Below are 13,194 nucleotides of genomic sequence, written 5' to 3'. Positions count from 1 at the left end.
CGTCACGCCATCTGGCGCCGCACCAGCTCGTGCAACCGGCCACCGGTCTCCGCGAGCAACTGGGCGGGCGGGCCCTGCTGGACGACCTTGCCGTCCTCCATCACCACCACCCGGTCGGCGTCCAGCACGGTGGACAGCCGGTGCGCGATGACGACGCGCGTGGCGTTGAGGGCTTTGGTGCTCTCGATGACGGTGCGCTGCGTCTCGTTGTCGAGGGCGCTGGTCGCCTCGTCGAAGAACAGGATGCGCGGCCGGCGGATCAGCGCCTGGGCGATCATCAGCCGCTGGCGCTGGCCGCCGGAGACCGCCCCGCTGCCGGAGACGATCGTGTGCAGGCCCATCGGCATCCGCCTGATGTCCTCGGCCAGGCCCGCCATCTCGGCCGCCGCCATCGCCTCCTCCGGCGTGTACGGCTCGGTGCCGCAGATGACGTCCAGGATCGAGCCGGTGAACGGCTGCGCGTGCTGGAGCACCACACCGCACTGGCGGCGCACCGCCGACTGATCCAGAGCCGCCAGGTCCTGACCGTCGTACAGCACACTGCCGGACAGCGGGCGGTCGAAACCGATCAGCAGGCGAAGCAGGGTCGACTTGCCGCAGCCACTCGGGCCGACGATCGCGACGAACTCGCCCGGCCGCGCCTCGAACGACACCTCGTCCAGCACCAGCGGACCGTCGTCCGTGTACCGGAAGGACACCCGCCGGGCCTCGATCGCGCCGGTCAGCGGGCCCGGCCGGGTGCTCGCCGCGCGCACCTCGGGCGTGGCGTCCAGCACCGGCCTGATCTCCTCGAATAGCGGCAGCGCGGCCACCGCCGAGACGAACGCGCCCGTCAGCTGGGTCACCGAGGTCAGCAGCATCGTCACCGAGGTGCTGAACGTCAGGAACGCCGCCGCCGACATCGAGCCGCGGGCCGGACCGGCCAGCAGCATGAACATCAGCAGGGTGCACAGCGGCAGGTACACCGCGCCCAGCACCGCGGTGACGTTCTTGATCCGGCCCACCTTCTGCTGGAGCTCCCGGCTGCGCGCGAACTGGGACGCCCACGCGGCGTAGGCGTAGTTCTCCGCCGCCGCCACCCGCAGCTTGGGCAGGCCCCGCAGGGTCTGGAACGCCTGGTTGTTCAGCTTGTTGGACAGCACCACCAGCCGCCGCTGCCAGCGCACCTGCCACAGCCCCAGCCCCAGGAACACGGCGGCGATGACGACGAGCACGCCGATCGCGGCCATCGCCATGGGCACGCTGAACCAGAGCAGCAGCCCCAGGTTCATCGCCCCGACCGTCACCGACTGGGCGACGGTCGGCCCGACGCCCGCCAGCAGCCTGCGGATGGCGCTGATGCCCATGGCCGCACTGGCCAGTTCGCCCGTGGAGCGTTCGGTGAAGAACGTCGTCGGCAGCCTCAGCAACCGGTCCCAGACGGCCGGCTGGAGCGTGGCCTCGATCCGGCCCTCCAGCCGCAGGATGGTCAGGTTCTGCAGCAGCATGAAGGCGGCGGCGACCACACTGCTCACCATCACCGCCAGACACACCTGCACGATCAGCCCGGTCTGCGCCCTCGGCACGAACTCGCCGAGCACCTTGCCCGTGGCGATGGGCACCAGCGCCCCGATCGCCACCGTGACCAGGCCGCTGAGCAGCAGGGCCGTCAGATCGCCGCGCATGCCCCGCACGCAGAACCGCAACAGCCCCAGCGGCCCCGGTCCGCGCTCGGGCAGCGGACGGTAGAACATCACCGCCCGCGGCTCGAACTCGTCGGCGTTGGCCTTCTCGACCGGCGTCTCACGGCCCGTCGACGGATGCACCGCGACATAGCCGCCGCGCCGCCACAGCAGTGCCACCGGCGCACCCGACAGGGCCCGGCGGCCGACCAGCGGACCCACGTCGTCCCGCCACCAGCGGCCGTCCAGCCGTACCGCCCGGGTGCGGACGCGGGAGGCCAGGGCGACCTGCTCCACCGGGTCGAGGCGGTCCCCGCCCGTGCCCTTCTGGGCCGGCTCGGCGAGGGGGATGCCCGCCGCCCGGCCGACCAGCCTGCACGCCGCGTACGTCGCGTCGGCGTCCGCGGCGGTGGCCGTCCGGGCGGAGCGCCCGCCGATGGAGGCGAGCAGGGTCCGGTCGGCCTCGGCGCGCACCGCCTCACCGGCCTTGATGCCCTCGGCCGTGCGGTTCTCGTGGGTGCGCTCCAGTTGCTCGATCCAGCGGTCGAGCGTGGTCAGCAGCCGGTACTGCTGGTCCACCATGGACTGCCACAACGCGGGGTCCATCAGCAGGTCCGCCGCCGCCTCGGCGCCGTACAGGGAGCCGTACTGCACGCTGCCCGGCGGGACCTGCATCCAGAACACGTCGTCGTCGGTGGGCGCGGCGGCCCGCTCCGTGGCCATCGGCGCCTGGAAGAGGATCGACAGGCTGCGGCCCACCCCGAGGGCCAGCGCGTACTCCAGCGGACTCGTCGTCGGCGGCACGTACTGCGGGGTGCCGTACTCGTCGTACGACCAGGTCGCGGTGTTCGCCGGCTGGTACAGCTCGCGCAGGCCGATGCGGTGCACCACGCAGTCCCGCAGCGGCCGGGCCACCAGCGTGTGCTGCGGGCCCGCCACCGGCCCGAGCACCAGCGACCCGGCCTCCAGCCGTCCGAGGTGGTGCCAGTGGCCCTGCTGCCCGGCGTCGACCGCGAACAGGTCCAGCGCGCCGGACGCGACCAGCCACAGCACCTGCGGGCCCTCGAGGTCCAGGCGGGTGGACCCGGCGCAGTCGACGCGCGAGCCCAGCTGCCCGAACGCGCCCAGCACCAGGTCACCGTGGTGCCCTTCGTGCACCGCCGTCATCTCACCGCTCCCTGACCAGTGCCGCGTAGGCGCCGCCGCGCGCCACCAGGTCCTCGTGCCGTCCCCGCTCCACGACCGTGCCGTGCTCCAGGACGACGATCTCGTCGCTGTCGCGCACGGTGCTCAGCCGGTGCGCGATCACCACGCAGGCGCAGCCGCGCCGGCGCAGGTTGTCCATCACGACCAGCTCGGTCTCCGCGTCCAGCGCGCTCGTCACCTCGTCGAGCACCAGGATGCTCGGGCGGCGTACCAGCGCCCGCGCGATCTCCAGGCGCTGACGCTGCCCGCCGGAGAAGTTCCGCCCGTCCTGCTCGACCCTGCTGTGGATGCCGCCCGGGCGGCGCGCGACCACGTCGTACAGGGCGGCGTCACGCAGCGCGTCCTCCACCGCCTCGTCGGGCACGGACGGGTCCCACAGCGCCACGTTGTCGCGGACCGTGCCCTCGAACAGGAACACGTCCTGGTCGACGAAGGACACGGACGCGGCCAGCGCCCCGCGCGGGATGTCCTCGATGCGCTGCCCGTCGATGCGGATCACGCCCTCCCACGGCGCGTACAGACCGGAGATCAGCCGGGACACCGTGGACTTGCCGCTGCCGGACCCGCCGACCAGCGCCACCTGCCGCCCCGGCCCGACGCTCAGGTCGAAACCGCTCAGCAGGGGCTTGTCGAGCGGGCTGTAGCCGAAGGTGATGTTCTCCAGCTCCACATGGCCCTGCAACCGCCGCGTCGACTCGCCCGCGCCGGGCCGCCCGTAGAGCGGGTCCGCCCGGAAGTTCTCCACGTCCTTCAGCCGGGCCACGTCGGCGGCGAAGTCCTGGATGCGGCCCGCCACGCCGTTCAGCCGGGTCAGCGGCGCGGTGAACCGCGTGACCAGCGCCTGGAAGGCGACCAGCAGACCGACGGAGATGTGGCCCTCGACGGCGCGCATGCCGCCGATCCACAGGATCAGCGCGCTGTTGACGGTGGCGAGCGTCGGCGCGACCACGCCCAGCCAGGCGCTCGGCACGCCGAGCCGCTGCTGCTCCTCCAGCGTGGTGGCGTGCTGCCCGGCCCACTTGCGGAAGTAGCCGTCCTCGCCGCCGGTGGCCTTCATCGTCTCGATGAGCTGGAGCCCGGTGTAGGCGGTGTTGGTGAGCCGGGCCGTGTCGGCGCGCAGCTTCGCGGTGCGGGTGGCGCGCAGCCGTACGACGACCCGCATGGCGACGATGTTCAGCAGGGCCACGCCGATGCCGACGAACGTCAACTGCGGGTCGTAGGTGTAGAGCAGGACCGCGTACAGCACGACGACGATGGCGTCGACGCCCGCCGCCGCCAGATCGCGGGACAGGGTCTCGGCCACGGCGTCGTTGGACTGCAGCCGCTGCACCAGGTCGGCCGGGCTGCGCTGGGAGAAGAACGTCACCGGCAGCCGCAGCAGATGGCGCAGGAAACGGGCGCTGGAGAGCGTGGAGGAGATGATCCGGCCGTGCAGCAGATTGGCCTGCTGCAACCAGGTCAGCACCACGGTCAGCAGCACGCAGGCCGCCATCGACGTGAACAGCACCCCCAGCAGCGAGGTCCTGCCGCCGATCAGGAACTCGTCGATGTAGGTGCGGCTGAGCGCGGGCACGGCGGCGCCGACCGCCACCAGCAGCAGACTCGCCAGCACGGCGGCCGGCAGGGTGCCCGCGGTCCCGCGCAGCCGGGCCGGCATCGCGCCCAGGACCCCGGGCCTGCGCCCGCCCCGGGTGAAGTCCTCGCCGGGCTCCATCACCAGCACGACACCGGTGAAGCTCCCGTCGAAGTCCTCCATGGGAACGAAACGGCGGCCCTTGCCGGGGTCGTTGATGTACACGCCGCGGCGGCCGAAGCGCCGGCCCATGCCGTCGTAGACGACGTAGTGGTTGAACTCCCAGAACAGCACGGCCGGCGCGGTCACCTCGGCGAGGGCGGCCAGGTCCATCTGCATGCCCTTGGCGGTCAGGCCGTAGGAACGGGCCGCTTTCAGCAGGTTGCTGGCGCGCGAGCCGTCGCGGGAGACACCGCAGGCGATGCGCAGTTCCTCCAGCGGCACGTACTTGCCGTAGTGGCCGAGCACCATCGCCAGCGAGGCGGCGCCGCACTCGACGGCCTCCATCTGGAGCACGGTCGGGGTGCGGACGGTCCTCGCCGCGGCCTTCGGCACCTTGCGCGCGGGCGGCGCGGCGCGGCGCCCGCCGCCCTTCCTGCGCTGCGCGGTCGCGCTCACGGCAGCAGCCAGTCGACGGGACGCCGGTCGGTCAGCCGGATCGAGGCGGAGGCCTGCGTCATGGACTCCAGCCGGAAGGGGGGTCCGTCCGCGGAGGACCACCGGTAGCCGCTCCTCGTGGCGGACGACCTGTCCAGCGTCACCGTCACGGCCACCGGCCTGCCCTTCTCGCTGAGCTGCTCGCCGAGCCGGCTGTCACCGAGGAACGCGGCGATCTGCTGCGGGGACTGCGCGGAGCGGTCCACCGACGTCACGTGGCCGCGCAGCACGCCGTACTCCTGGGTCGGCACCGACTGCACGGTGAGGTCGACGGCGGCGCCGTCGGGGATGGACGCGGCGTCCTGGGCGGGGACGTACACGGTCGCGCGCAGCGCGTCCGAGGCGTGCGCGACCTTCTCCACGGCGGCGACGTCCGCGCCGGTCCGGATGATCTGCCCGGCGGTCGCGGCGAGCGCCGAGACACGCCCGGCGTCGAGGGTGCGCACCACGGCCTCCCCTTGTGCGGTACGGACCTTGAGCACGGGGGAGCGGGCGGGCAGCCGCCGGCCCTGCTCGGTGAGCACCTGGGTGACCTGTCCCGTGACGGGGCTCTGCAGGACGTAGCTGCCCTGCCCGTGCGTGAGCACGGCGGGCGCGGAGACGGTGGAGGCGACCGAACCGGTCAGCGCCCACACCGAGGCGGCGGCCATCACCACCAGCGTCACGGACAGCACGAGCCAGCCCTGCGGGCGGGCGAAGCGCACCGGCAGGTCGAGTTCCTCCGGCGACTGGAGCTTGGCGAGGGCCTGTTGGCGGAACTGCAAGGGAACTTCCCTCACCCGTAGAAGAGGTACTGACGGCCGTGACGGGGACGGTCACGGCAGCCGAAGATCCCGGAACCGCCGGCTGCGGCTCCGGGAGTCGGCACTGGGGCTCGATCAGAGACCGGCGACCAGGTTGGTGACCGGGGCCGTGTTCAGGCCGGTGACGCCCTCGACGGTGCCGACGGCCGTGTCGAGGAGGCCGGCGACCGGGGCGATGCCGTTCACCGTGTCGGTGACGGTGTTCACGGCGTTCACGGACAGACCGCCGGAAACGGCGTCGAGCTCGGTGTCGGCGATCTCGACGGTCTCGACCTGGGGGGTGGAGTTCATGATGGAACTTCCCTTCGTATGGATAACTCATCAAGGGGGGAGCGGCCCCCTCTGGGGACAGACGACGGCCGCGACCACGAGTGCCGGGCGCACGTTTCCGGACGCCCTCCGCGGCCCCCGCGGTGCGATGGATCAAAGCACGCCGCAGGCGCGGGCTTCCAATCAATCAACCGTCTCACCAGGCAACTTGTGTACCGGAGGCTCCCGACCGTGCAGATCCGCGCACGGGTCGGCGGCGACTTCTTCACATGCCCCACGGCATCGGCGCATCCCGGCCCTTGTGCCGTCCGGCGGCGAATCCGGCACTCCCGCCCCAAAGGCGTGAGCGCCCCATCACGCCTGTGGACAACCCGGCGCACGGTGACCGGGTTGAGCAGCCGATGTGCAGATTCGCGGAAGCCGGGATTCAACTTCGTGTTCACGACCCAGCGTTGCCCGGTGGACACGGACCGTCGTGCATCACGGCGGAACGGCGGTGCGGTGCGCTGAAAGGCCGTCACGACGGGAGCCGGCCGATTCCGTGAGCCGGGGGGAGCACTTGCAATCGGGATTGAACGCCCCGCGCGGTCGCTGCGTACCAACAGCCATCCAGGCGCCCCCAAGACGCTGCCGGACGGCGGCACCGCTCCGTCCCTCAGGAGGAGAGAAGTTTGAGTCACAAGCGAATCCCCAAGCGCAAGGCCGCGATAGCGGCGGGCAGCGTGGTGGCGCTCGGCGCGGCAGCGATCCTGCTCCCCAACGCCAATGCCTCGCAGGACGGTTCGTCCGGCGACGCGGCGGCCGCGCCCAGGACCTTGAAGGCGGGCGACGCCTCGGAACTCGCCGCGCAGCTGTCCGGTCTCCTCGGAGAGGCGTTCGGCGGCTCCTACTACGACGGCGACAGCAAGCAGCTCGTCGTCAACGTCGTACCGGGCGACAACAACAAGGTGATCGTGCAGGCCAAGGCGGCCGGCGCGCAGGTCCGCGAGGTGGACAACAGCTGGTCCGAGCTCCAGGACGGGGCGTCGACGCTCAAGTCCGAGGCGACCATCGCGGGCACCTCCTGGTCGATCGACCCGCGCACCAACAAGCTCCTGGTGACCGCCGACAGCACGGTGACCGGTGCCAAGTGGAACCGGCTGGAGTCCACCGTGCGCGGCCTCGGCTCCGGCATGGCGACCCTGAAGAAGTCCTCCGGCACCTTCAAGCCGTTCGTCTCCGGCGGCGACGCCATCTTCGCCGGTGGCTCGCGCTGCTCCCTGGGCTTCAACGTCACCGCGGGCGACGGCTCCCCGGCCTTCCTGACGGCCGGTCACTGCACCCTCGGCGGCAACGAGTGGTCCGACACGCAGGGCGGCGCACCGATCGCCACGGTCGACCAGTCGACCTTCCCGGGCAACGGCGACTTCGCACTCGTGAAGTACAACGACCCCGCGACCCAGGCGCCCAGCGAGGTCGACGCGGGGAACCAGACCGTCCAGATCAGCGGGGCCGCCGAGGCGACCGTGGGCCAGCAGGTGTTCCGGATGGGCAGCACCACCGGGCTCAACGACGGCCAGGTGCTCGGTCTCGACGCCACGGTGAACTACCCCGAGGGCACCGTCACCGGGCTCATCCAGACCGACGTGTGCGCCGAGCCCGGCGACAGCGGCGGCTCGCTGTTCACCCAGGACGGCCTCGCCATCGGCCTGACCTCCGGCGGCAGCGGCGACTGCACGTCGGGCGGCGAGACGTTCTTCCAGCCGGTGACCACCGCTCTGGAGGCGGTCGGCGCGACCCTCGGCGCGGGCGGCGGTGCCGGCGCGGGCGGCGAAGCGGGCGCCGGTGACGAGGCCGGTGCCGGTCAGGAAGCCGGAGCGGGCGAGGAGGCCGGTGCCGGGAACGGCGCCGGTGCCGGTCAGGAAGCGGGAGCGGGTCAGGAGGCCGGCGCGGGTCAGGACGCGGGTGCCGGTGAGCAGGCCGGTGCGGGCGCCGGTGAGCAGGCCGGCGGCGGCGAGGCCGGTGCGGGTGCCGGTCAGGAAGCGGGCCGGGAGGCCGGAGACCACTCCGGGGCGACCGAGTCCCGGTAACCGGCGGCAGCCGCTTCCGCGCGGCCGGTCCGGACCCGCCCCCTTCCCACGGCGGTGGCCGGACCGGCCCGTCGGCGTTCCGGCCCGACGTGGCACAGACCGCCCCGGGGCCCGGCCCTAGCCGACCGCCCTGATCAGCAGCACGGCGATGTCGTCGAGGCGTTCGTCGCCGTCCACCTCGCGCCGGACCTCGCGCACGAGACGGTCGGCCAGTTCGTCCAGCGGCAGGTCACCCGCCTCGGCCAGCCGCCGGCCCAGGTCTGCCAGGGCGTCCTCGAAGTCCGTGCCGGGCGACTCCACCAGCCCGTCGGTGTAGAGGACGAGCAGCGAGCCGGGCGGCAGGGCGACCTCCGTCGTGGGGTACACCGCGGAGGCGTCGATGCCGAGGAGCGGGCCGCCGGCCAGGTCCAGGACGCGCACCCGGCCGTCCGGGCGCCTCAGCAGCGGCGGCGGGTGCCCGGCCCGGGACATCACCGCGCGGCCGTGCGCCGGGTCCAGCCGCAGGTACAGGCAGCTGGCGAACAGGTCGGAACCCAGGTCCAGCAGCAGCTGGTTGGTGCTGCGCATGACCTCCTCCGGCGCCTGGCCCACGGTGGTGTACGCGCGTACCGCGGTACGCACCTGCCCCATCAGCCCGGCCGCGGTGACGTTGTGGCCCTGCACGTCCCCGATCACCGCCGCGGCCAGGCCCTGGCTGCCCACCAGGTCGTAGAAGTCACCGCCGATCTCCATGCCCCGGGTGGCCGGCAGATAGCGGCCGGTGGCCTCGATGCCGGGCAGCGCGGGCAGCGAGTGCGGCAGCAGCGCCTCCTGCAAACCGTGCGCGAGCCGGTGCTTGGCGTCGTAGAGCAGCGCGCGCTCCAGCGCCTGGGCGATCAGCCCGGCCAGGCTGGTCATGATCGCCCGTTCCTCGGTCGGGAAGGGGTGCGGCTCGGCGTAGGAGAGCACACAGGTCCCCACGGGCCGGCCCTGCGCGATCAGCGGCAGGTAGGCCCACGCGGCGAAGCCGTCTGGAGTGGCGTGGCGCGCCGGATACAGGCGCTCCAGCTGCTCCTGCGACTCGAAGAAGGCGGGCACGCCGGTCCGCAGCACCTGGGTGCCGGGTGTCGGCTCGGTCAGGGGCAGGCCGTCGAACTGCTCCACCACGTGCGCGTCCGGGTATCCGCGGTGCCCGAGCACCCGCATCCGGTTCGCCCGCGACCCCAGCAGCACCAGGGCCTGGCTGCCGACGGCCGGGGCGATCTCGTCGGCGACCAGCTGCACCACATCCTGAACGCCGACCGCCTCGGTGAGCGCGCCGGCCAGGTTCAGCACCTGCGAGATGGTGACCAGCCGGGAGGGCGTCCCCTCGGGCGGTGGCACCGCGCGGTTCATCTCCGACACGGCCCGGGAACGGGTGATGCGCACGCTCAGGCCGGTGGTGCTCGGGTGGAGCCGGAAGGACAGCCATTCGCCGGGCGGGCGCAGCGCCACGAACGAGGTGCTGTGCTGGCTCATCAGGGCGGCCCGGTAACGGTCCTCGTACACCGGGTCGTTGAGCCAGGGCACCGACGCCCACAACTGGGTGCCCAGCAACCGGCTGACGGGGACGTTCAGCAGCTCGGCCGCCGCCGCGTTGACGAAGCCGATCCGGCCGTGCAGGTCCAGGGAGACCAGGCCGTAGGGGAGCCGGCCGACCATCCGGGCCGCCTCGACCGTGCCCAGCGAGCCCGCCATGCCGCCCACCAGGGGAGCGGCCACCAGGTCCGTCTCGGGGTGCGGCGGGACGCTGTGCTCGGCGGCCCGCTGCAGCCGTACGGCCAGCCGCCCGCACGCCGCCGTCAGATGGTCGCGCTCGTGGTCGGACAGCTGCGGCGGGTGCGCCCCCGGCCAGGTCACGAACACCGCGCCGTAGACGGTCGAGTCGGTGGCGACCGGCACGGCCGCCAGCGCGAACGGGTAGGGCAGGACCATGGCGATGCGGGGGTAGCGGCGGGCCATCTCCTCCTCGCCGCCCACCCAGACCAGACGCCGCTCGCGGGCCGCGTCGGCCACCGGGATGGGCGCGCTCAGCCCCACCCGCTCCCAGGGTGCGGCGAACGCCCGGGGCAGACCGGCCATCACCGCCATCTCCAGCACCGGCTGGTCCCGTGCGAGCAGGTAGACCGCACCGGAGTGGGCGTGCACCTCGTCCATCATCGAGGCCAGCGCGAGCGACAGCAGGGGGCGTCCGACCGGCATCCTGGAGGTCGCCGGCGCCTGCGGGGACGCCTGACCGTCGGACACGCCGACCACCTCCTCGCACCCGCCGGGCCCAGAACAAATCTGCCCCCTGGCGGGCCGTCCCGCACGACGAACCGCGCCGCACCGGCCGCCGCACGCGGCCGCCCGGGACCCCCCGGCCCCGTACCGGGAGCGGCGACGCGTCCGGTGCCCCTCGGCGGCGGCGTCCGCGAGGCCCGTTCACGGACCGCCCACAGGGGCTGCGCAGGGGTCCCATAAGCGCTGTAATGGCCAACGTGGTCAGTCAGGGCGCCCCAGAACGCGGAACGCGGACCTCGCGTGTCGAAGGTGCCCTCCAGGCGATCGCGGCCGATCAGGAATCACCCGAACGGGTGCGCCGCGTCCTCGAACAGGCCCTGGTCTACGCGGGTGCGGTCCTCGCCGCCGTGTACGCCCCCGGCAACGAGGGCGACATGCTGTGCCTGGTGGAGTCGGCCGGAGCACCGCGGACCCTGTACGGACTGCGCGACAGCTATCCGCGCGCCGGACGCTCCCCGGTCGCCGAGGCCCGGCGCACGGGACGGCCGGTCGTGCTGGACCCGGTGGACCTGGCCGGCCACGCCCAGGCACGGCGCGTGGCCGCCGGGGACTTCCACCTCCTCGCCCTGCCGCTGCCGGCCTCGGGCGCCGACGAGGGCGGCTGCCTGCTCGCCGTGACCGAACGCGCCGGCGGGTTCGGCGCCGAGGACCGGGCCTGCCTGGAACGCGTCGCCGACGCGGTCGCCCTCACCGCCCCCACGGCCCCCGCCGAGGGCGCGGAGCTGCCGCCGGGGGCATTCAGCCTCGCCATGGACAGCGGACGCGTCCGCGTCGGGGACGATCTGCTCGCCCTGTTCGGACTGGACCCGGCCGCGTTCGACGGCCGGGTGGAGACCCTGCTCGGGCTGGCCGTGCCCGAGGACCTGCCGTCGCTGATGTCGGTCGTGGAGGCCGACCACATGTCCATCGGCGACCGGGAACTGGAGTTCCGGGTGCTCCAGCCCGGCGGACCGCCGAAGTGGCTGCGGCTGCGCGGGCGCCTGGTGCCCGGCGGGGACGGCCGCCCCGCCCGGCTCGTCGGCACCGTCGCGGACGTGTCCACGCTGCGCTCCGACGTCACCGACGTGGCCCGCGTCCAGCGTCTCGCCGCCGCCCTGGCCACCGCCGTCACCGTCCGCGACGTCGGCAAGGCCGTGGTCGCCGCCCTGCGCCGCCCGCTGCGGGCCGACCGGATCGCGCTCGCCGAGCTGGAGGGCGACCGGCTGGTCGTCACCGTCCTCGACCCGCCCGAACCCGAGGCCTGGCCCGAGGTGTGGCGCTCCGAGTGGCGCGGCGAGTGGCCCGACGCGCCCGTGCGCTCCATGCCGACCCTGGCCGCCGCGCTGCGCGAGGGCCGGGCCCGCAGCTGGCCCGCGGGCAGCCCCCTGGAGCCCTCCCTCGCCGAGGTCGGTCCCGGCGGCCTGGCCGTCCTGCCCCTGCCCGCCGGGAACCGCATGGCCGGCGCCTGCCTGATCGGCTGGGACACCCCGCACGACTTCGGCTCCGACGAGCGCGCCCTGCTCACCGCCTGCGCCGGGCTCGCCGGGCAGGCCCTGATGCGGGCCCGGGCCTTCGACGCCGAGCACGAGCTGGTCGGCATGCTCCAGCGCCAGCTGCTGCCCCGCCGCCTGCCCCGGCTGCCGGGTGCGGTGGCCGTCGCCCGCTACCTGCCCAGCACGGCGGGGCTGGAACTGGGCGGCGACTGGTACGACGTCATCCCGCTCCCCGACCACCACGTCGCCCTCGTCATCGGCGACGTCCAGGGGCACAGCGCCGGCGCGGCGACGCTCATGGGCCAGATGCGCACGGCACTGCGCGCCTACGCCGTCGAGGGGCATCCGCCGGACGTGGTGGTCGCGCACGCCAACCGGCTGCTGATGGACATGGAGAGCGAGCTGTTCGCCACCTGCTGCTACGTCGACGTCGACCTGGAGGAGGGCGCCGCCTGGTGCGTGCGCGCCGGGCACCTGCCGCCCGTGCTCCGCCAGCCGGACGGCCGCACCGAGATCGCGGAGGCCGAGGGCGGCCCGCCGCTGGGCGTGATCACCCAGGCCGAGTACCCGATGAGCCCGCTCCGCCTCCAGCCCGGCACGCTCATCGCCCTGGCCACGGACGGGCTGGTCGAGACGCCCGAGTCGGACATCGACCAGGGCATGGCCCGCCTGGCCGCGCAGTTCGCCCGCACCGCCCCCACCGATCTGGGGCTGGTCGCCGACGCCCTTCTCGGCAACGCCCCGCGCAGCGACGACGTGGCCCTGCTCCTGCTGCGCTACGACGGCATGGAGCTGCGCCCGCTGCGGGAGAGCTGGACGGTCTGGCGGGTGCCCCAGGCGGTCGGGCACGCCCGCCGCTTCGCCCGGCGCACGCTGCGTTCCTGGGGCGTCACCGCGGATCAGGACGCCGCCCTGCTCGTCGTCTCCGAACTCGTCACCAACGCCTTGGTGCACACGGACGGGCAGGTCCGCATGGACCTCACCCTCATCAACGACCGCCTGCGCATCGCCGTCGCCGACGCCTCCCCGCGCACCCCGGTACGACCGAGGAGCATCGGCTGGGAGGCCACCGGCGGCCGCGGGATCCTGCTCGTCGAGGCGCTGTCGGCCACCTGGGGGACGCTGCCGGTCAGCGGCGGCAAACAGGTGTGGGCGGAGCTGCCGCTGGGACGCTGAGCGCCC

Annotated in this window: 7 protein-coding genes; 2 read left to right on the top strand and 5 right to left on the bottom strand. The window is 73.6% G+C overall.

Annotated features, from left to right (window positions below; translation table 11 throughout):
* Positions 1 to 2 precede the first annotated feature (2 nt).
* From ACZ6ZN_RS01795 to ACZ6ZN_RS01780, 4 genes are all read right to left on the bottom strand, one after another.
* A complete protein-coding gene (locus tag ACZ6ZN_RS01795; protein ID WP_469642303.1) occupies positions 3 to 2,828 on the bottom strand; it encodes an NHLP bacteriocin export ABC transporter permease/ATPase subunit in 2,826 nt (941 codons plus the stop codon).
* Between the two features lies 1 nt (position 2,829).
* Positions 2,830 to 5,058 (bottom strand): NHLP family bacteriocin export ABC transporter peptidase/permease/ATPase subunit, encoded by a 2,229-nt coding sequence (locus tag ACZ6ZN_RS01790; protein WP_469642301.1) that lies wholly within the window; start codon positions 5,056 to 5,058, stop codon positions 2,830 to 2,832.
* A complete protein-coding gene (locus tag ACZ6ZN_RS01785) occupies positions 5,055 to 5,861 on the bottom strand; it encodes a hypothetical protein (RefSeq protein ID WP_469642299.1) in 807 nt (268 codons plus the stop codon). Before ACZ6ZN_RS01785 ends, ACZ6ZN_RS01790 begins: the two co-directional genes overlap by 4 nt.
* 114 nt (positions 5,862 to 5,975) lie before the next feature.
* The gene (locus ACZ6ZN_RS01780; protein WP_451879396.1) at positions 5,976 to 6,191 is read right to left on the bottom strand and encodes a type A2 lantipeptide; all 216 of its coding nucleotides are present in this window, start codon (positions 6,189 to 6,191) and stop codon (positions 5,976 to 5,978) included.
* Between the two features lie 650 nt (positions 6,192 to 6,841).
* Here ACZ6ZN_RS01780 and ACZ6ZN_RS01775 point away from each other — a divergent pair.
* Complete coding sequence (locus ACZ6ZN_RS01775) at positions 6,842 to 8,239, top strand: S1 family peptidase (protein WP_469642297.1); 1,398 nt, start codon at positions 6,842 to 6,844, stop codon at positions 8,237 to 8,239.
* 117 nt (positions 8,240 to 8,356) lie between these two features.
* Here ACZ6ZN_RS01775 and ACZ6ZN_RS01770 read toward each other — a convergent pair whose 3' ends face one another.
* Positions 8,357 to 10,504 carry a SpoIIE family protein phosphatase gene (locus tag ACZ6ZN_RS01770; protein WP_398107500.1) on the bottom strand — a complete coding sequence of 716 codons (2,148 nt, stop codon included), beginning with the start codon at positions 10,502 to 10,504 and terminating at the stop codon, positions 8,357 to 8,359.
* A 224-nt stretch (positions 10,505 to 10,728) separates the two neighbouring features.
* On the opposite strand from ACZ6ZN_RS01770, the gene ACZ6ZN_RS01765 reads away from it, so the two are divergent.
* Positions 10,729 to 13,188: a SpoIIE family protein phosphatase gene (locus tag ACZ6ZN_RS01765; RefSeq protein WP_469642295.1), complete on the top strand. Its 2,460-nt coding sequence runs from the start codon at positions 10,729 to 10,731 to the stop codon at positions 13,186 to 13,188.
* Positions 13,189 to 13,194 lie beyond the last annotated feature (6 nt).

It is taken from the genome of Streptomyces sp. NPDC053665 (genome assembly GCF_055585285.1).
The sequence above is the reverse complement of the archived record's forward strand: the minus strand, read 5'-3'. Positions and strand labels throughout refer to the sequence as shown.